We start from the raw sequence: 19,168 nt of genomic DNA, 5'->3' as shown, positions 1-19,168 counted from the left end.
TGGGCCTCTCCCCTGGTCAGTCCGTCGTCGCGGTGTCGCCGACCGGCGCCTGGCCGAGGGCGCTGAGCTTCCAGTGGCCGCCGGTCCGGATGAGTTCGCCGAGCATGCGGCTGTCCTTGTCGGTCGCCTTCTGGCCCGAGGCCCGGACGGTGACGCGCAGGGCGACCATCACGCGGGCGCGGCCCGCCCGTTGGTCGAGCTCTGTCACCGCCCCGGACAGCACCTTGGCCGTGCTGACGGTCTTCGCGGTCTTCACCTGTGCTGCGAACTCGTCGCGGCCCTTGACCAGTTGGCTGTGCAGGTCGCCGGTGGTCGAGGACTCCCACAGGTCGAGTCCGCTGCCGAGGCGGCGATGGTCCAGCGTGTTGAGGTTCTGCACAGCCTGCTCGCCCGCTTCCAGGACGTCGTCGCGGGAGGCGGAGTACGCGGCGGAGTCGTCGTGCGCCGCCCCGTACCAGGACCAGCCGGCCCATGCGGCGACACCGCCCGCGACAAGGGCGAGGGCGAGCGCCGAGACGAGCAGGGGCTGGGTGAACCGGGTCATGCGCGGTCCCTTCTTCGGGTCGGGGGGCGAGGGCTCAACGGGCCTTGATGTCGACGATCAGCCATACGTCGCCCCGCAGCCGGGCGGTCACGGAGAGCTGGGCCGCGGACGTCGTGGGCTTGCCCCCGTCGCGCCGGGCAGTCTGGTCGAGGAAGATGAGCAGATGCGCGGTGTCCCCGCGCAGGCTGACGGTGCCGATCCGTACGGCCTGCGTGGTGAGGGTGACACGTTGGGTGCGGACGTTGTCCTTGACCTGGGCGAAGAGCTGTTCGTACTGGTGCGCGGCGCGGCCCGAGAGCACTTCACGCGCGGAGCGCTCGGTGGCGTCGGTGCCGCCGGGCGCGTACGAGAAGACCTTGGCGAGCGCGCTGCCGACGTCCCCGCCGACCCGAGTGGTCGCCTCGGCGTCGGTGAGCGCGCGGTTGGCCGCGGCGGGCGCGCTCCTCAACTCGTGGGCCTGGTAGAGGAATACGCCACCGACGAGGGCGAGCAGGACGGAGAGGACAGTGGTGCCGAGGAGGAACCGGCTGCGGGGCCGGACGCCGGGCTGCTGGGCGTCGGTACCGGTCTCCACATGAGCGTCGATATCGGTTCCCGCAGCGGCGTCGGAACTGGTCTCCGCGTCGGCATTGGTCCCCGGAGCGGCGTCGGGCGCCGGGGCCGGATCAAGGTCCGTCGACGCAGGCCCGCTCCCGGGCTCGAGCTCCGGTCCGGTCGCACGCAGTTCGTCCCCCTCCGCCCCTACCCGCACCACGCGTCCGACCCCCTCCCACATCATCCGGACACCTCCGTCACCGGTACCGCGTTCAGCGCCTTCACGCGCCAGGCGCCGTCCGAGGAGCGCGCGAGGAGCGCCTCCAGGCGCTTGCGGTCCGCCGACGGGGACTTGGCGTTCTTCGGCATGGTCTCCACCCGGACCGTGGCGATGAGCTTCGCGGTGCCCGCGCGGTCGTCGAGCGCCGTGATCGCCGCGTCCGTGACCACGCCCCGCGAGGACGCCCCGGCAGCCGGTGTCAGACGGCCGAGCTGTGTGCGGAGCGGGCCCGTCGTGACCGTCTTCCAGGTGGTGATGCCCGAGCGGGCGCGCGTCTTCGTCGACGCGTCCAGGGTCGTCAGCGTCACCACGGCCGCGCGCCCATCGGCCAGGGCCGCGTCGCGCGAGCGGGCGTATGCGAGGTCGTCGTCGTCCCGTGCCTGCGCGTACGACCAGGCGCCCGTCCCGCACAGCGCGAGGGCCGTGACGAGTCCCGCCCCCGCGAGGAATCGTCGCAGGCCACGCCCCCACGCCCTCACGCGCCACTCCCGGGCGTGAGGGCGAGCAGGTCCGCCATGCCGGGTGACGTGCGGTCCGCTGCGTCGTCCACCGAGGGCAGGGACAGGGCCCCGGGCCGGGCCGGCTTCGGGACGCCTCCGCCGTCCGGCGCGTTCGCCGAGCCGCGTACGCCGATCCCGCTCGACGGGGGTGACGTGCAGCGCGCGCCTTTGTTGAGCGTCGGCGCCGTGCTCAGGTCCGTGCCGAGACGGTAGCGCGTACCGGAGTAACCGGCCGTGCAGGGCAGGGGGTTGAAGAAGGTGACCGCCATGCCGAGGTTGACCTTCTTTCCGTCGACGGCCGATGCGCCCGCCGCGACGGCCGCGGGCAGCTTCACAAGGAGTTCCTCGGTGCCGTGCTGCCGGGTGACGGCGACCTCCGAGGTGGTGAGGAGGTTGGCCAGGACGACACCGATGTCCGGGTCCAGGTCACGTAGGAGTGCGCTGAGCTGGGTGGCGGCCTCCGGCGCGGCCATGATGAGGCGGCGCAGGTCGGCGTCGGAGCCCTTGAGCGTGGCCGCGAGGTCCTTCGCGCCGGACGCGAAGTCCCGTATGGCCCGGCCCTCTTCGGCCTGGGTGCGCAGCACGACCTCACCGTCGGCCATGAGTTTCGTGGTCTGCGGCAGGGCGCGGTCGGCGGCCCGGACGAAGTCGGAGCCGTTGTCCATGAGGATCTGGAGGTCGTCGCCGCGTCCTTCGAAGGCCTTGCCGAACTCGTCGACGACGGTGCGCAGCGAGTCGAGCGGCACGGATGCCGTCAGGTCGTCCACGCTCGACAGGACGTCCGTCACCGGACGCGGCACGCTCGTCGCGACCGGGGCGATCCGGGCCCCGTCCGCGAGATAGGGGCCGTCCGTACGGCCGGGGCGCAGGTCGATGTACTGCTCGCCGACGGCCGACAGACTCGCCACGACTGCCTTGGCGTCATCGGGGATGCGCGGCGCGGACTTCTTGATGCGCAGTTCGGCCTGCACCCCGTCGGGAGTGAGCCCGATCGGTCCGACCCTGCCCACCGACACGCCGCGATAGGTGACGTCGGAATGTGTGAACAGGCCTCCGGTGCGCGGCAGTTGTACCTTCACCGTGTAGTAGTCGGCGGCTCCGACGTAGCCGCCCAGATCGGCGTATCGAATGCCGAGGTAGCCGAGGACGAGGACGGCGACGACGAGGAACGCAAGGTTCTTGAGGCGGACCGCGAGGGTGATCACCGGCCACCACCCCCCGGCGTCACGGAGGGCAGCGGCAGCGGCGACTTCCGCGAGGAGGAGGACTGCGCTGTCGTCGAGGGGGACGGGGACGGGGACGGGTCCTCCCCGGCCAACGGTGGGATCAGCTGGGTGCCCGGCACGGCCGTCACGTCCAGATACGCATTGAGGTAGTCGCCCTTGACGCCGCGCAGCACCTCGTCCGTGAACGGATAGGTGAGCAGGACCTGGAGGGAGTCCGGCAGGTCCTTGCCGGCGTCGGCCAGCGCCTTGAGGGTGGGCGCGATGGCCTTGAGGTCGGCGACCATGTCGGCCTTGCCCGCGTCGATGGTGTCGACGGCGACTCCCTTGAGGCGGTCGAGGGAGCGCAGCATGGTCACCAGCGAACCCCGTTGCTTCTTGAGGGTCTTGAGCCCGGGTGAGAGCTTCGTCAGCACGGTCCCGACATCCTCCTTGCGGTGCGCGAGTGTCGCCGACAGCTGGTTGACGCCGTCGAGCGCCGCGGTGATGTCGCCGCGGTGGTCGTCGAGGTTCGTGACGAGGGTGTTGACGCGGCGCAGCGTCGAGCGGACTTCCGGTTCCCGGCCGCCGAGCGCCGAGTTGAGCTCGGTGGTGATCGTCTTGAGCTGGTTGACGCCGCCGCCGTTGAGAAGCAGCGACAGGGCGCCGAAGACCTCCTCGACCTCGGTGTTGCGGCCGGTGCGTGACAGGGGGATGCGGTCGCCGGCGTGCAGGGACCCGGTGCCGTTCCTCGGCGTGACGAGCTGCACGTACTTCTCGCCGAGCAGGCTGGACTGTTCCAGGCGGGCACCTGTGCCGGCGGGCAGCTCGACGTCGCCGTTGATGCGCAGGGTGACGCGCGCGGCCCAACTGCCGCCGCTTGCCAGGCGGATGTCGGTGACGCGCCCCACAGCGACGTCGTTCACCTTGACCGCGGACTGCGGGACGAGGCTGAGCACGTCCTTCATGTCGGCGGTGATCGTGTAGGGATGGGGGCCGAGGTCGGCGCCGCCGGGCAGCGGCAGGTCCTCGATGCCGCCGAAGGACGGGGTGGGGACGGATATCACGCCGAGGGTCAGGCAGAAGGCGACCACGACCGCCAGGACGCAGCCGATCCCGGCTCCGGTGGCCGCCTTCCGGCGCCGGACGGCGGTCACCGGTCGCCCCCTACGACGGGCAGCGGCAGCAGGGGCCCGCCCATGCTCAGCTCGTTCAGGTTCGCGCGCCCGTCCAGGGTGCGGGTGCGCGGGTTGTACGCGTTCACCACGTTCCCGGCGGCCAGTGGCGCGACGTCGAGGGCCTCGGCGAGCGACGCGCGCTGGTCGACGAGCGTCTGGGTGATCGGCACGAGCCGCTCGACGTTCTTCTTCAGCTCGCCCCGGTTGTCCTTGATGAACGCCTTCACCTGGCCGAGTGCCTTGCCGAGTTCCTTGAGCGCGGCGGCGAGGTCGTCCTTGTTGTCGGCGAAGTAGTTCGTGACGTCGTCGAGGTTCTCCTGTGCGGTGCGCACGCCGCCGTCCTTCTCCTTCAGCATCGTGGTGAACGTCTGGAGTTGGCTGAGCGTCGTGAACAGGTCGTCGCTGCTGCCGTTGAGCGTCTTGGCGGCCTTGCCGAACTGTTCGATGCTGTCGCCCATCGCCGCCCCGTTGCCCTTGAGGTTCTTGGCGCCGGTGTCGAGCAGTCCGGAGAGGGCGCCCTGGGCGTTCGCGCCGCCGGGGCCGAGCGCCTTGCTCAGCTCGGTGACGCTGTCGTAGAGCTGGTCGATCTCGACGGGGGTGCGGTTGCGGGACGCGGGCAGCTTCGCGCCGTCGCGCAGCGCGGGGCCCGTGGTGTAGGCGGGCGTGAGCTGCACGTACCGGTCGGCGACGACGCTGGGCGCGACCGCCACGGCCCGCGCCCCGGCCGGTACCTTCACCCCGTCGTCGATGTCGAGCGTGACCCGCACCTGGGTGCCCTCGGGATCCACGGAGGCGACCCGTCCGACGCGTACGCCCAGGATCCGCAGGTCGGAGCCGACGTAGATGCCGACGGCCCGCTCGAAGTAGGCGGTGATCCGGGTGCCGCCCGGCCCCGTGGCCCGTACGCCGACGATCCCGGCGGCCAGGAGCACGGCGAGCGCGAGTGTCCCGACGAGCAGTCTGCGGCGCGTACTCATCACTGGCCACCACCCTTGACGTCGTACTTTCCGTTCTTCGGCGGCATGCAGGAGGTCGCCGGCAGGGAGTCCTCGGGCAGGTAGTTGCGTGGCACGACGCCGCAGAGATAGCTGTCGAACCAGCGGCCGTTGCCGAGGGTGTTGCCGATGAGCCGGTAGTAGGGGCCGACGAGGGCGAGGGTCTTGTCGAGCTTGCCCTGGTTCTTCGCCAGGACGTCCGTCACCCGGCCGAGGGCCTTCAAGGTCGGTCCGAGTTGTTTCTCGTTGTCGGTGACGAGTCCGCCGAGTTCCTTACCGAGTGCCGAACTGCCGCTGAGCAGCGCCTTGATGGCGGCTCGCCGTCTGCGCAGCTCGCCGAGCAGGGAGCCGCCGTCGTCGATGAGCGTCTCGAAGCTGGACTTCTTCGTCTTGAGTGTCTTCGTCAGCTTCTTGCTGCCCGCGAGGAGTTCGGCGAGCTGCGTGTCCCTCGACGACACGGTCCTGGACAGTGCGGACAGGCCCTTGACCGCCGCCCGCACATCCGGCGGCGAGTCCTTGAACGTGTCGGAGATCGTCTCGAAGCTCGTGGCGAGCTGCTTCGTGTCGATCTCGTCGATGGTGCCGCTGAGGTCCTGGAATGCCTGCGTGACGTCGTACGGGGATGTGGTGCGGGAGAGCGGGATGCGGGAGCCCGGGTCCTGGCGGGCCGAGCCGACCGGGTCGAGGGCGACGTACTTCTCACCGAGCAGGGTTTTGATGGCGATGGCGGCGGTGGTGCGGTCGCCGATCCAGGTGCCCTTGTCCTGGATGTCGAAGGTGACCTTCACCTTGTTCCCGTCGAGGGCGACGCCGGTGACCTCGCCGACCTTGACCCCCGCGATGCGCACCTCGTCGCCGTCGCCGAGGCCGGCGGCTTCGCTGAAGTCGGCGGAGTAGGCGGTGCCGCCGCCGATGACGGGCAGGCTGCTCACGTTGAACGCGGCGAGCGCGAGGAGGGCGAGCAACAGGAGGCCGACCACGGCCACGGCTACGGGGTTGCGCTCCTGGATCGGTTTCACCGAGGGCCACCTGACCTTCGCCGGCATCCGCATCACTGGCACCTCGCAGCGGTGACGGCGATGCCGGTGGGCGGCTTCGATCCGTCGGACATGGTCAGGCCGCCGACCCTGGCCTCGCAGAGGTACAGGTTGAACCAGGAGCCGTACGACGACAGGCGCGACAGGGCGGTCAGCTTGGCGGGTGTCCTGTCGAGGAAGTTCTCGATCTGCGGAATGCCGTCCCCGAGCGAGGTGGAGAGGCGTCCCAGCTGGTGGATGTCGCCCTTCAGGGGCGCCCGGGCGTCCTTCAGGAACCCGGCGGTGACGGTCGTCAGGTCCCCCATCGCCTCGATGGCGTGGCCGAGCGGCTTTCGGTCGTCGTTGAAGCCGGAGACGAGCTCCTGGAGGGTGGTGACGAGGTCGTCGAATTGGTCCTCGCGGTCGTTGATCGTGGTCAGGACGTCGGTGAGGTTCCCGACGACCTCGCCGATCACCTTGTCCTTGGCGGCGACGGTCGACGACAGCGAGCCGACGTGCTCGATCAGGCTGTTGACGGTGCCGCCCTCGCCCTGGAGCACCTTCACGATGGACCCGGCCAGCTCGTTCACGTCTTTCGGGGACAGGCCCTCGAACAGCGGCTTGAACCCGTTGAACAGGAGCGTGAGGTCGAGGGCGGGAGTGGTGCGGGCGAGCGGGATCGTGCCGCCGGGACCGAGGTCGCCGGCCGCGGCGCCGGTGCCGCGGCCCAGAGCGATGTAACGCTGACCGACCATGTTGAGGTACTTCACGGCGGCGGTCGTGGTCAGCGGCAGGGGCCGGCCCTTCTCGACGGTGAAGGTGACCTGGGCGGTGCGCCGGTCGACGACGCGCACGTCCGTCACCTCCCCGACCTTCACCCCGGAGATCCGTACGCCGTCCCCGTCGATGAGGCCGGTGACATCGGTGAACAGGGCCTTGTAGGTGACGGTGTCGGTGCCGACGCCCGTGTTGGCGATGGAGAAGCCGAGCACGGTGGTGGCCAGGGCGGTGACGACGACGAAGACGAGCGACTTGACCAGCGGCCCGGCGAGGGACCGCCGCTTCATGTGCGCGAACTCCCCTGCTGATCCACTCATTTGAGCTTCACCTCCGTCCCCCGGTACACGGGCCCGGCGAGCAGGCTCGACCAGTCGGGCAGGTCGTCGGGCGAGGTCTTGGCGCCCGGTGCGATGAGCTCGTTCACCAGGTCGTTCTCCTGCGGCGAGTTGGCGGGCCCCAGGTCCTGCTCCGCGGACGCGGTGGCGGTGACGGGCGCCTTGGCGGTCCCGGCGCCGAGATACGGCACCGGGTAGCAGTGCGGACCGCCGCCGGAGGTGTACGCGGGGGTGTCCCGCCCGGCGGCGTACCCGCCGCGCGAGGGAACGGTGGTGACGTCCACATGGATGCCGTGCTGGTCCGTGCCCTTGCCGAGGACCTTGTCCATGCGCGGCACGAAGTCGGCGAGGGTGCGCAGGGTGCACGGGAAGGACGGCGCGTACTCGGCGAGCAGCTGGAGCGTGGGACGGGAGGTGGCGGAGAGCCGGATGATGTTGTGCTGGTTGGCACGCAGAAAGGCGTCGAGGTCCTCGGCGGTCCGGGTCGTGGCCCCGTAGGTGCCGGCGAGTTCGCTCTCCTTCTCGGCGATCGTGCCGCTGGTGGTGGTGAAGTCGGTGAGCGCGTCGATGATGCCGGGCGCGGCATCGGCGTACACGTGGGAGACCTTTACGAGCTGCTTCAGATCCTCGTTCAAGGTGGGCAGGTTCGGGTTGAACTTGCGCAGATGCGCGTCGAGTTGAACAAGCGTGTCGCCGATGCGGTCGCCTCGCCCCTGCAGCGCCTGGGAGACTGCGGAGAGGGTCGCGGACAGCTTCTGCGGCTGTACGGCGGTGAGCATCGGCAGGACGTGGTCGAGCACCTGCTGCAGCTCGACGGCGTTGGCGGACCGGTCCTGCGGAATGACGGCCCCGGCCGTCAGCATCCTGGTGCTGGGGCTCGAGGGCGGTACGAGGGCGACGTACCGCTCGCCGAACAGCGTGGTCGGCAGCATCTGGGCGCGGACGTCGTCGGGGACGTGGTCCAGGGCGCCGGGTTCGAGCGCGAGGGTGAGGCGGGCGCCGCCGGCGGTGGCATCGATCCCGCGGACCTCGCCGAGCACGACGCCCCGCAACTTGACCTCGGCGCCGAGATGCATCTCGTTGCCCACGTTCCCGGTCTCGACGACGACCTGGTCGGAGTTGGTGAAGTCCTTGTTGTAGACGGCGACGGCGAGCCAGATGAGCAGCGCGGGCACGATCAGGAAGACGACACCCGCGAGTCTGCGGCGCAGGGTCCTCATGTCAGCCCGCCACCTTCACCGTCGTGGTCGCGCCCCACAGGGCGAGCGACAGGAAGAAGTCGGTGACGGAGATCAGGACGATGGCGTTGCGCACGGACCGTCCCACGGCGACGCCGACACCGGCGGGCCCGCCACTGGCGCGGAAGCCGTAGTAGCAGTGGGCGACGATGACCATGACGCTGAAGATCAGCACTTTCAGGACGGACAGCAGGACGTCCGTCGGCGAGAGGAAGAGATCGAAGTAGTGGTCGTACGTGCCCTGCGACTGACCGTTGAAGACGACCGTGACCAGGCGCGAGGCGAAGTAGGAGGAGAGCAGCCCGACGGCGTAGAGCGGCACGATGGCGACGACCCCGGCGATGATGCGGGTGGTGACGAGATACGGCAGGGACCGCACGCCCATCCCTTCGAGCGCGTCGACCTCCTCGTTGATCCGCATGGCCCCGAGCTGCGCCGTGAACCCTGCGCCGACGGTCGCCGACAGTGCGAGACCGGCCACGAGCGGGGCGATCTCGCGGGTGTTGAAGTACGCGGACACGAACCCGGTGAACGCGGCGGTACCGATCTGGTCCAGGGCGGCGTAACCCTGGAGTCCGACGACGGTGCCCGTGGCGGCGGTCATCGCGATCATCACGCCGATGGTGCCGCCGATGACGCCGAGCCCGCCGGACCCGAAGGCGACCTCGGCGAGCAGCCGCTGCACTTCCTTCGTGTAGCGGCGCAGGGTCCGCGGGGCCCACGCCAACGCCCGTAGATAGAAGATGAGTTGATCGCCGGAGCGATCGAGCCATGCCAGTGGGGAAGCCATGGGGCGGCTCAGCCTCCCTTCGGCGGAACGATCTGGAGGTAGATCCCCGTCATCACCGTGTTCACGAAGAAGAGCAGGATGAAGGTGATGACGACGGACTGGTTGACGGCGTCCCCGACGCCCTTCGGCCCGCCGCGCGGGTTGAGCCCGCGGTAGGCGGCGACGATCCCGGCGATGAACCCGAAGATGAGGGCTTTCAGCTCGCTGATGTAGAGGTCGGGGAGCTGGGCGAGCGCGCTGAAGCTCTGCAGATACGCGCCCGGGGTCCCGTGCTGCATGACCACGTTGAAGAAGTAGCCGCCGAGTGTGCCGACGACGGACACCATGCCGTTGAGGAGCAGCGCGACCGACATGGTGGCGAGCACGCGCGGCACGACGAGCCGCTGCACCGGCGAGACGCCCATGACGGTCATGGCGTCCAGTTCCTCGCGGATCTTGCGCGAGCCCAGGTCGGCGCAGATGGCGGAACCGCCGGCCCCGGCGATGAGCAGCGCGACGATGAGCGGGCTGGCCTGCTGGATGACGGCCAGCACGCTGGCCCCGCCGGTGAAGGACTGCGCCCCCAACTGCTGTGTGAGCGAGCCGACTTGAAGAGCGATGACCGCGCCGAACGGGATGGAGACGAGGGCGGCGGGCAGGATGGTGACACTGGCGATGAACCAGAACTGCTCGACGAATTCCCGGAACTGGAACGGCCGCCGGAACACGGCCCGCGCCACTTCGACCCCGAGGGCGAACAGCTTGCCGGTCTGTCTGAGCGGCCCGAGCAGCGGATTGGCCTGCGCCCCGTCGGGGCGCGGGGAACTGCCCGCCCGACCACGACGATGCCGCACCCGGGACTCGGCCCTCTTCGGCAGACGAGTCTCCGTGCTCATACGGCACCCCCGGCCCGGGGCAGCACGGCAGTCGGCTCCAGCACTTCGCGGCCGTACGTGGCCCGGATCGCGTCCCGCGCCGACTCCGGCAAGGAGTCGAGCAGCCCGAGCACCCGCTCCCGGCGCCGCGCGACAGCACCTCGCACCCCGAGTCCGGGTGAGGGCTCGAGTTGCGGCACGATCTCACGCGGCGAGACGGTGGCCACACCCCCGTTCCGTTCGGCCTCAGCGGCCAGCGCCGCCGCGTCCTTCTCCTCAGACATCCCGATCGGCCCGGCCTTGCTGGCGGTGAGGAACTGCGCGACGACCGGTTCCTCACTGGTGAGGAGCACCTCGCGCGGCCCGAACGTCACGAGGTTGCGCCGGAAGAGCATCCCCATGTTGTCGGGCACGGTCGCGGCGATGTCGAGGTTGTGGGTGACGATGAGCATGGTCGCGTCGGTCGTCGTGTTCAGGTCGATGAGCAACTGCGAGATGAAGGCGGTCCGTACGGGGTCGAGCCCGGAGTCGGGTTCGTCACAGAGGATGATCTGCGGATCGAGCACGAGGGCTCGCGCCAGCCCGGCCCGCTTCCGCATACCGCCGCTGATCTCCCCCGGCAGCTTTCCCTCCGAGCCCACCAACCCGACGGCGTCGATGCGCTCCATGACGATCCGCCGGATCTCCGACTCCTTCGTCTTCGTGTGCTCGCGCAGCGGGAAGGCGATGTTGTCGAAGAGGTTCATCGACCCGAACAGGGCGCCGTCCTGGAACATCAGCCCGAACAGCTTCCGGGCCTCCATCACATCCCGCTCGGGACTGCGCACCATGTCGACACCGTCGACCATCACCCGCCCCCGCTCGGGCTTGAGCAGCCCGATCAGGGACTTGAGGAAGACGGTCTTGCCGGTACCGGACGGCCCGAGCATCACGCTGATCTCGCCGGCGGGCAGGGTGAGGCTGACGTCCTGCCAGATGTTCTGCTTGCCGAAGGACTTGGTCAGGCCCTCGACCTTCACTTCGATTCCCATGTCACCTCCAGCAAGCACTCGTTGCTCATGTGCACCGGGAGGCGCACGCTAAGTCGGCCGATACCGCCGGGACAAGCAGTACGACAGCTGATTCCGCACCGCGGTGAGTAATTTGTCAGCGGGTGACAAAGTCGCGGCACGGCCTTGTTTCCAAGTGAGCAGAACCTGTGGGGGAGGCCACACGGATTTGACGTTACGGCCGAGTAACCTGACCCGGCAATAGCGGTTCACGAAGTTTCCACGGAACCTCGAACACCCCTATTGTTTTTGTCAGTTCCGTACGAATCGGGTCGGCTGTTCTGTTCGTGGGTTACGAAAAAGGCCGGGGCGGGGTTACTTCACGGCCGCATGCCAGTACTGCGACAGCAGTGCCCCCTCGTTGGGTGCCACGCTCTTCGGGTCGGTGAACACCGCGACGTGCGTGGACGCGCTCTTCAGTACGACGTTGTTCTTGCCGGAGGCGGCGGGGATCCCGGACTTCAGGTTGACCGCGAAGTCGAGGACGCCGAGCAGGCCGCAGCCGTTGGCACCGGGGACGGTGTACGTCGCGTCGCCCTGGTCGGCGTCGCCCGCGTTGATGCGCCCGAGAACACCCGTCGGGTCGGCCGTGCCGTCCGGATCGAACCGGCTCTGGGAGACGGCCGGGGCGGTCACGTTCTGCGGGCGCAGCACGATCGGGTCGGACGCGGAGCCGATGTAGCAGGAGTCGCCGAGGAACGGGTTGTCCAGCTTGATGCGGACCGGGAGCGTAATGATCGGCTTGCCCTGCTGGACGCCGTTGAGCAGCTGGAAGTCGGTCGGAGTGTTCACCGATTCGACGGTGGCGGTCACCCGGTTCAGGGCGTTGCCGGTCAGCTGCCTGCAGATGTCACTCACCAGCGGAATGTCGCTCGGGCACATCAACCCGAGCAGCCCGCCGGGCAGTTCGGCCGGGTCCGCGACGAGCGCGCCGCCCGGGGGCGAGACCACCGTGGAGGTGCCGCCGGGGTGCGTGACGACGCCGGCCTGGAGGTCGGTGCGGCCCGTCGGAACCTGGGAGTTGCCCAGCTTGATGGAGCCGCTCGCCGAGCTGGAGGCGATACAGATCGCCACGTCGGTCTGGCCGTCGGCGGCGAGCATGGCGGGGTTGTCGACGGGGCAGCGGGTGAACGGGGCCCAGGCGCCGCCCAGTTCGGTGGCGGCCGACGACGGCGCCACGGCGGCGAGCGTGGCCAGAGCTGTCACGGCGAGCACCGTTGCGGGTCTGCGGATACGCATGGTGAATTCCCTTCGCGGAGGTCGAAGGTGCGCGGGGAGAAGTAGTGGGGCCATCCGGACGTTACTGACGGGAAACCCCCCGCGGCAATGGGCTCGTTGACGGGAATTCAGCTACTCGCGCGTTTGTAGCTGGCTGAGCAATACAAGGACCGGACTGCTCACCGAGTGAGCGTTTTCTCGCCCGCCGCCCGAAGTCCTCATCCGGCGACAAGAAGCAGCGACCCGATTGAGCAACGGCCGACAAGAAACGCAGCGAATTCCCTCACCAGCAAGGAATCTCACGACACTCCATTGCGGGCCGCGGTTACTTGCTCGTAACGTCCCTTCCTAGGCGACGGACAGCCGCTCCCTCACATCGGCTGCGTCCGCACGGAGTTGAGCCGTAGCCCGCCCTGGTTCCCGCCGGGCGGCGCATTCCATCTCGTACGCCACCCATCCCTTGGAGGGATTCATCGTGCGCAGAATCGCCCGAAACACTGCTCTCGCCGTTGCCGCCGCAGGCGCGGCCCTCGGACTGTCCGTCACGCAGGCCTCGGCCGGGGCGCTGGCCACCTTCACCGTCTCCGGCGGCACCTCCTACACGGCCCACGCGGTCAACCCGACCCTGTCCGTGCCGGCCACCACGCTCACGTGTGACTCGTCGGACGCATCGGGCACCCTCAAGAACGGCAGCGGGCTCGACGGCGCCGGCATCGGAACCGTCGGCGACATCTCCTTCACCAACTGCAACGTGGGCGGCATCGGCTTCGACGTGACGCCCGGCGCGCTGGCGTGGTCGATCAATCTCGACAGCATGAACGGCACCGACGAGGCCGACGGCACCATCTCCGGGATCAAGGCCAGCATCAGCGGCATCGGCTGCTCCGCTTCGTTCTCCGGCAGCGTGACGGGCCACTACACGAACAGCACCCACACCCTGCACGTCACCGGTGGCGGCACCCTGGCGGCGGACCCCGGCGCCAGCTGCCTCGGCCTGATCAACGCGGGTGACCCCGCGGACTTCGTCGGCGACTACGTCCTGGACCAGACCCCGGTCGTCTCCTCGCCGTGACGCCCTGAGCTCGCCCCATGCAGCCCGCCGCCGGTCGGTCACCGGCGGCGGGCCCGGCCGCGTCCAGGGAACGGCACGCACCAGCGGAGGTCAGCAGATGAGAGTGCAAGGGCGGCAGGGCGGACGGTCAGGTGTCGCGCGCACACTGCGGATGGCGCCGGTCGCCGCCGTGGTACTCGCCGCGGGCCTGCTGTCAGGCCCTGGCTCGCAGGCGGACGAAGGTCAGCCGACCGTGGAGATCGCCTACGACTGCGCGGTCCCCGACCACCCCTCCTCGCATGCGTCGGGGACGCCCGACAGCACGGACGCCACGCCCTCCGCGGGCACGACCCTGAGCGCGTCCGTCCGGATCGGCACCCAACTGCCGTCGTCCGCCGAGCCGGGCCGCCCGATCAACCCGGGTGACGTGACGGTGGAGACCGCCCTGCCGTTCGCCGGCCTGGCCTCCCTCCTCCCCCCGGACACGGACGGTCTGGCCGGCGACGCGACGCTCGGCGTCCGGGTCCGCCAGGGCAGGGAATCGGCCAACGCCACCTGGGCCGCACTGACGGCGAACGCCCCCGCCCCGCCGCCCACCGACACCCTGCGCCTCGGCCACACCGGCCCGGCCCCCACGATCACCGTCAGCGAACCGGGCGACGTCGACCTCTACGCCACCGAACTCTCCCTGAGACTCACCCCGTCGACGCAGGGGGTGCCCAGCTCAGAAGCCGCGTTCACGCTCGACTGCGCCCCCGCCGAGAAGGACCCGGCACGCACCCGCCTCGCCCACATCAGCGTGCCGGACGGCACGGGCCCGACCGGCACCCCCTCGGCGAGCGCCCCCGACGGCGCCGGCGCGCCACGCGAGGGCCTCACCGTCACCCCGCAGGACAGCGGCACCACAGGCGCGGACACCTGCCCGCCACCGCCGACCACCGGAGTAGCGGACCTCAGCCAGCTGCCGGAGCCTCTGCCCGGAACGGTGCTCGGCCCCTTGCTGCCCCACCCGGGCGTTCCCGCGTGCGCGTACGCGGTGGGCCTGAGCACCGTACGGAAACAGAACAGCTCCATGATCATCAACGACCCGGCCAAGGAACCTGGCCTGATGAACATTCGCGCGGCCATGCAGACGCAGTTCAGGACGTCCGGGCCGTTCTACACGCGGATCGACAGTCTGGGCGAACTCGACCTGCCCGACGCCGAATCGACCTTCCTCTCCTTCGGCTTCACACCCGTCACCGCCAGGGTCTCCTTCAAGAACGAGCCGATCACCATCTCCACCGGCACCATCGGTACCTCCCCCAACGCGATGCCGTTCGCCGTCGCGACGTTCTTCCAGTCGCTGCGCGTCCACGACGTGGAGATCAACGGCACGCCCCTGGACGTCGGCCCCAACTGCCACACGGAGCGCTACCGGGCGACGCTGCGCGGCGACTTCACCTCGACGACCGGCCGTTACATCAACGTCCTCTCGGGCGGCATCCTCAAAGGAACGGTCGACATCCCGGCGTTCACCGGCTGCGGAGCGAACGGTGAGAATCTCGACCGTCTGTTCACGGCCGGGATCAGCGGCCCCGGCAACGACATCATCATGAACCAGGCCCCGACCTGCATCCCGGGCCCTCCGCGTGCCCAGTGCCCGCCCGTCATCCCGCCCCTGCCCGGAGGCAAGACCTCCTGAGAACGTTCGCTTCCGGACAACCCTCTCCCAAGTGGTGTACGTCACACGCAAGTTGCTCTAGCTTCAGGAGTTCCCAAAGGTATGCACCTGACGGCCACCGCAAGGGCCACATGGGCCACACCATGGGCCCGTGCGGCACCCGTCCCCCACCGGGCGCCCGTACACCGAGGACCGTGCCATGCCCCAGCACGTACAACCACCGGACGTGAACGAGCCGTTGGGCCCGCTGCCCAGGGAGTTCGCCGCCATCATGCGGCCCGAACTCCCCGGTCTCATCAAAGAGATCAGAGTCGAGGTGACCCGCGCCTACCCCGAGTACGCGCAACTCCTCAGCGGCCCGAACGCCGCCGCCATCCGCCAAGGCGTGGATCTCGCGCTCTCCGCCTTCGTGGACCGTGTCGCCGACCCCGGCGCCACCTCGGACCAGCGCGACGAACTCCTCCGTAAATTCGGTCGAGTCGAAGCCTATGAGGGTCGCGACCTGGAGACCCTGCAGGGCGCCTACCGGCTCGGCGCCCGCGTGGCACTGCGCCGCACCAAGACCATCGGCCGCCGCTACGACCTCTCCCCCGCCCTGCTCCTCGCCTTCGCCGACGCGCTCTTCGCGTACGTCGACGAGTTGGGAGCGCTCTCACGGGAGGGCTATCTGGAGGTGCAGGCGAGATCGGGATCGGCGTTCGAGGTCGTGCGAAGACGGTTGCTGCATCTGCTGCTCGCCAGCACTCCCCTTCATCACGCCACCATCAACGAGCTGTGCGAGCAGGCCGGCTGGCCCCTCCCCGAGGAGGTCACCCTCATCGCGCTGCGGGCTCCCGCCCCCGACCACATCCAGGCCGGCCTGGACCCCGACGTCCTCGCCGACCTCGGCATCCCGCAGCCCCACATGCTCATCCCGGGCCCGCTCACCGCAGAGCGCCGCGCCATGCTGGAGTCCGCCATCGGTACCGCCCCGCTCGCGATCGGCCTCACGTTACCGACCGCGCAGGCCTCGGACTCACTGCGCTGGGCGCGCAGAGTGTTACAGCTCGTGGACGATGACATCGTTGCCGACGCCCAAGTCATCGACAGCGCGGACCACTTGGTGACGATGTGGCTGCTCTCCGACCCGGCCCTGACCGCGCAGATCGCGGCCCGCGAACTCGCCCCGCTGGCCCCCGTCTCCGGCAAGCGCCGCGCCCGCCTCGTGGAGACCCTGCACGCCTGGCTCACCACCCGCGGCACCGCGGACCAGGTGGGCGACGTCCTCGGCGTCCACGCCCAGACCATCCGCTACCGGCTGCGCAACCTGGAAGCCCACTTCGACACCCAACTGGCCGACCCGGAACGCCGGTTCGCCATGGAGGTGGCGCTGCGCGCGCAGCATCTCCAGGACGGCAGCGTGTCCGAACTGAACTGACTTCCCTACGAGTTCACGGACCCGGCTACAAACAGGCGGAACGCCTCCGGCGTGAACGTGAGGCTCGGGCCCGCCGTGTTCTTGGAGTCCCGAACGGCGACAGCGGAGCAGGAGGTTCCGGCGACCTCCACGCGCTCGCCGCCCTGGTCGCCGCTGTAGCTGGACTTACGCCACTTCCGGTCGATTGCACAGCGTAGTCAAGGCTCGTCACGCTCGTCCCATGAACGAGCAGACCGAGCAGCACGCGTACACGCTGCCCCTCACCGTCGGCACCCACTCCGCCCGCCACGTACGCCGCTTCGTCCGCGCTCTGTGCGAGGACTGGGCGGAGGTGAGCGACGAGGGGGCTGCGCTCCCGCCCGAAGCACCGCACTCGGCCGACACGTTCGCCGAGTCGGGCCGCGGCCTCGCCATCGTCTCGGCGGTCGTGACGAAGTGGGGTGTTCAGCCCTTGGCGGTCGGCAGGACCGTCTGGTTCGAATGCGTCGCCTCGTCCGCCTGACCGGTGGCCGCCGCCGTCACCGTCCGCGCCCGGGGCCCCTGGAGCAGGTACGTCAGCAGGAAGCCGAGACCGACCACTGTCGCCCCGCCCACCGCGTCGAGCACCCAGTGGTTGCCGGTGGCGATGATCGCGGAGATCGTGCACAGGGGGTGGACGAGACCGATGGCCTTGATCCACCACCTCCGCGCGAACACGACGATCACGAGCCCGCACCACAGGGACCAGCCGAAGTGCAGTGAGGGCATGGCCGCGTACTGGTTGGTGAGCGCGGTCAGCGTGCCGTAGTCCGGCTTGGAGAAGTCCTGCACGCCGTGCACCGTGTCGATGAAGCCGAGCGAGGGCATCAGGCGCGGCGGAGCCAGCGGGTAGAACCAGAAGCCGATCAGCGCGAGCACCGTGGCGAAGCCGAGCGCCGAGCGGGCCCAGCGGTACTGGGCGGGCCTGCGGACGTAGAGGATGCCGAGGACGCACAGCGGCACGATGAAGTGGAAAGACTCGTAGTAGAAGTTGAAGAACGACTTGAGCCACGAGACCTGCGCCACCGCGTGGTTGACCCAGTGCTCGATGTCGATGTGGAGGAACTTCTCCAGGGAGTGGACCTGCGTGCCGTGCGCCTCGGCGGTGGCCCGGCCCCCGGTGGTCGTGCCGCCCGTGGCGGCGAGCCTGACCTGCTGATACGCGTAGTAGCCGACGCGGATCAGGAGCAGTTCGAGCAGCAGGTTCGGGCGGGTCAGGACCCGGCGCCAGAACGGCATGAGCGGGACCCGTGACCAGCGCGACGGGACGGGCTCCGCGTATTCGGTGGGGACGGGCGCGCGGTACTCGGGCGCGGTGCGGGACAGGAACGGGACGAGCGTGGCCGCGGCGACCGCGGCGATCAGCACGACGTTGTCGCGCAGCGGATCCGCGAGCGCCGTGCCCGGCAGCAGCATCCTCGCGGGGAGCGTCATCACGAGGATGACCGCGACCGGCCAGACATACCGGTCCGAGGCCTTCTTGCCGACGCGGCCGACCAGCGCGAGCAGCACCCACAGGAGCTGGTGCTGCCAGGTCGTCGGGGACACGGCGACGGCGACGCAGCCGGTGAGGGCGACGGCGAGGAGGAGCTGCCCGTCCTGCGCGTAGCGCACCGCGCGCCGCAGTCCGACGACCGCGACGGCGGCGCCCAGGAGCAGGAAGAGCCCGATCTCGACGGGACCCTCGAGTCCGAAGCGCAGGAGCGCGCCGTGCAGCGACTGGTTGGCGAGCCCGTCGGGGCTCGACCCGAGGCCCGCTCCCGCCAGGTGGTGCACCCAGTATGTCCACGAGTCGTGCGGCATCGCGGCCCACGCGAGGAGCGTGCACGCCGCGAACGTGACGCCCGAGGACACGGCGGCGCGCCGGCGCCCGGTGAACCACAGGAGGGGTGCGAAGAGGAGGACGGTCGGCTGGAGTGCGGCGCCGATGCCGATGAGCAGCCCCGAGCTCCTCTCGCCGCGGGCGGCGAAGCAGCCGAGCAGCACGAGGAGGACGGGGATGATGCTGGTCTGGCCGAGATACAGGGTGTTGCGCACCGGCAGCGACAGCATCAGGAGGCTGACAGCGACCGGCGCGGCGAGGAGCGAGGTGCGCCGGGTGACGGGCTTGGGCAGGGCGCGCGCGGCGACGAGACCGAGGACGACGACGAGACCGAGCGTGCCGAAGGTCCAGGCCCAGCCGAGCGCCTGTTCGGCGCCGCGGGCGAGAGGCTTCAGCACGAGTCCCCCGAACGGGGTACCGGTGAACCGGTCGGCGTCGTAGAGCGAGCCCGTCACGTGGAGGACACCTTCAGGACCGATCCAGGTCTCCAGGTCCGTGAGCCGCTCCCCGCTGGGGGTGCTCAGCACGGCCACGACCTGCCGGACCGCGAGGACCGCGGCGATCAGCCAGAGGCCCGCCCGGACCATCCCCAACCGCGCTGTCGCGGTCCCCGCCCCCAAGGCTTTGCCCGGTCCATGCTCCACGTTTGCCACGCGCCGTCGGCCCTCCCGCCATGCCTGCTGT

19 protein-coding genes are annotated in these 19,168 nt (G+C 69.9%); 4 read left to right on the top strand and 15 right to left on the bottom strand.

Features of this window, described 5'->3' with window-relative positions:
- Positions 1 to 16 precede the first annotated feature (16 nt).
- The 13 genes from ACIPWY_RS08015 to ACIPWY_RS07955 all read right to left on the bottom strand — a co-directional run bounded on the left by ACIPWY_RS08015 (position 17) and on the right by ACIPWY_RS07955 (position 12,534).
- The gene (locus tag ACIPWY_RS08015; protein ID WP_362899614.1) at positions 17 to 544 is read right to left on the bottom strand and encodes a nuclear transport factor 2 family protein; all 528 of its coding nucleotides are present in this window, start codon (positions 542 to 544) and stop codon (positions 17 to 19) included.
- 34 nt (positions 545 to 578) lie between these two features.
- Positions 579 to 1,118, bottom strand: a complete 540-nt coding sequence (locus tag ACIPWY_RS08010) for a hypothetical protein (protein ID WP_401532478.1) — start codon at positions 1,116 to 1,118, stop codon at positions 579 to 581.
- 200 nt (positions 1,119 to 1,318) lie between these two features.
- Positions 1,319 to 1,837 carry a hypothetical protein gene (locus ACIPWY_RS08005; RefSeq protein WP_393698047.1) on the bottom strand — a complete coding sequence of 173 codons (519 nt, stop codon included), beginning with the start codon at positions 1,835 to 1,837 and terminating at the stop codon, positions 1,319 to 1,321.
- Complete coding sequence (locus ACIPWY_RS08000) at positions 1,834 to 3,063, bottom strand: MlaD family protein (protein WP_401532477.1); 1,230 nt, start codon at positions 3,061 to 3,063, stop codon at positions 1,834 to 1,836. Before ACIPWY_RS08000 ends, ACIPWY_RS08005 begins: the two co-directional genes overlap by 4 nt.
- A complete protein-coding gene (locus ACIPWY_RS07995) occupies positions 3,060 to 4,217 on the bottom strand; it encodes an MCE family protein (protein ID WP_401532476.1) in 1,158 nt (385 codons plus the stop codon). Before ACIPWY_RS07995 ends, ACIPWY_RS08000 begins: the two co-directional genes overlap by 4 nt.
- Positions 4,214 to 5,215 (bottom strand): MCE family protein, encoded by a 1,002-nt coding sequence (locus tag ACIPWY_RS07990; RefSeq protein ID WP_362899604.1) that lies wholly within the window; start codon positions 5,213 to 5,215, stop codon positions 4,214 to 4,216. Before ACIPWY_RS07990 ends, ACIPWY_RS07995 begins: the two co-directional genes overlap by 4 nt.
- Positions 5,215 to 6,279, bottom strand: a complete 1,065-nt coding sequence (locus ACIPWY_RS07985; protein WP_401532665.1) for an MCE family protein — start codon at positions 6,277 to 6,279, stop codon at positions 5,215 to 5,217. The genes ACIPWY_RS07990 and ACIPWY_RS07985 overlap by 1 nt, the downstream gene beginning before the upstream one ends.
- A gap of 5 nt (positions 6,280 to 6,284) precedes the next feature.
- The gene (locus tag ACIPWY_RS07980; protein WP_401532475.1) at positions 6,285 to 7,346 is read right to left on the bottom strand and encodes an MCE family protein; all 1,062 of its coding nucleotides are present in this window, start codon (positions 7,344 to 7,346) and stop codon (positions 6,285 to 6,287) included.
- The gene (locus ACIPWY_RS07975) at positions 7,343 to 8,584 is read right to left on the bottom strand and encodes an MCE family protein (protein ID WP_401532474.1); all 1,242 of its coding nucleotides are present in this window, start codon (positions 8,582 to 8,584) and stop codon (positions 7,343 to 7,345) included. The genes ACIPWY_RS07980 and ACIPWY_RS07975 overlap by 4 nt, the downstream gene beginning before the upstream one ends.
- A 1-nt stretch (position 8,585) precedes the next feature.
- The gene (locus tag ACIPWY_RS07970) at positions 8,586 to 9,392 is read right to left on the bottom strand and encodes an ABC transporter permease (RefSeq protein WP_362899598.1); all 807 of its coding nucleotides are present in this window, start codon (positions 9,390 to 9,392) and stop codon (positions 8,586 to 8,588) included.
- Between the two features lie 8 nt (positions 9,393 to 9,400).
- A complete protein-coding gene (locus ACIPWY_RS07965; protein WP_362899596.1) occupies positions 9,401 to 10,267 on the bottom strand; it encodes an ABC transporter permease in 867 nt (288 codons plus the stop codon).
- Positions 10,264 to 11,277 (bottom strand): ABC transporter ATP-binding protein, encoded by a 1,014-nt coding sequence (locus tag ACIPWY_RS07960; protein ID WP_401532473.1) that lies wholly within the window; start codon positions 11,275 to 11,277, stop codon positions 10,264 to 10,266. The genes ACIPWY_RS07965 and ACIPWY_RS07960 overlap by 4 nt, the downstream gene beginning before the upstream one ends.
- Positions 11,278 to 11,610: 333 nt before the next feature.
- Positions 11,611 to 12,534, bottom strand: coding sequence for a hypothetical protein (locus tag ACIPWY_RS07955; protein ID WP_362899592.1), 924 nt, complete (start codon positions 12,532 to 12,534; stop codon positions 11,611 to 11,613).
- A gap of 454 nt (positions 12,535 to 12,988) precedes the next feature.
- Between ACIPWY_RS07955 and ACIPWY_RS07950 the strand changes: the two genes are divergently transcribed.
- The 3 genes from ACIPWY_RS07950 (at position 12,989) to ACIPWY_RS07940 (ending at position 16,644) form a co-directional block, all read left to right on the top strand.
- Positions 12,989 to 13,585, top strand: a complete 597-nt coding sequence (locus ACIPWY_RS07950; RefSeq protein ID WP_362899590.1) for a hypothetical protein — start codon at positions 12,989 to 12,991, stop codon at positions 13,583 to 13,585.
- A 151-nt stretch (positions 13,586 to 13,736) separates the two neighbouring features.
- Entirely contained in the window at positions 13,737 to 15,248 is a 1,512-nt protein-coding gene (locus ACIPWY_RS07945) for a DUF6801 domain-containing protein (protein WP_401532472.1), read from the top strand.
- A gap of 178 nt (positions 15,249 to 15,426) precedes the next feature.
- Positions 15,427 to 16,644 (top strand): helix-turn-helix domain-containing protein, encoded by a 1,218-nt coding sequence (locus ACIPWY_RS07940; protein WP_401532471.1) that lies wholly within the window; start codon positions 15,427 to 15,429, stop codon positions 16,642 to 16,644.
- A 5-nt stretch (positions 16,645 to 16,649) separates the two neighbouring features.
- On the opposite strand, the gene ACIPWY_RS07935 is transcribed toward ACIPWY_RS07940, so the two are convergent.
- Positions 16,650 to 16,829: a DUF397 domain-containing protein gene (locus ACIPWY_RS07935; RefSeq protein ID WP_401532663.1), complete on the bottom strand. Its 180-nt coding sequence runs from the start codon at positions 16,827 to 16,829 to the stop codon at positions 16,650 to 16,652.
- Between the two features lie 35 nt (positions 16,830 to 16,864).
- On the opposite strand from ACIPWY_RS07935, the gene ACIPWY_RS07930 reads away from it, so the two are divergent.
- Positions 16,865 to 17,146 carry an ATP-binding protein gene (locus ACIPWY_RS07930; protein WP_401532470.1) on the top strand — a complete coding sequence of 94 codons (282 nt, stop codon included), beginning with the start codon at positions 16,865 to 16,867 and terminating at the stop codon, positions 17,144 to 17,146.
- On the opposite strand, the gene ACIPWY_RS07925 is transcribed toward ACIPWY_RS07930, so the two are convergent.
- The gene (locus tag ACIPWY_RS07925) at positions 17,089 to 19,137 is read right to left on the bottom strand and encodes a bifunctional glycosyltransferase 87/phosphatase PAP2 family protein (protein ID WP_401532469.1); all 2,049 of its coding nucleotides are present in this window, start codon (positions 19,135 to 19,137) and stop codon (positions 17,089 to 17,091) included. The genes ACIPWY_RS07930 and ACIPWY_RS07925 overlap by 58 nt on opposite strands.
- Between the last annotated feature and the right edge of the window lie 31 nt (positions 19,138 to 19,168).

The sequence above is a fragment of the Streptomyces sp. NPDC090032 genome, assembly GCF_044748025.1.
Lineage (GTDB): Bacteria > Actinomycetota > Actinomycetes > Streptomycetales > Streptomycetaceae > Streptomyces.
The sequence above is the reverse complement of the archived record's forward strand: the minus strand, read 5'-3'. Positions and strand labels throughout refer to the sequence as shown.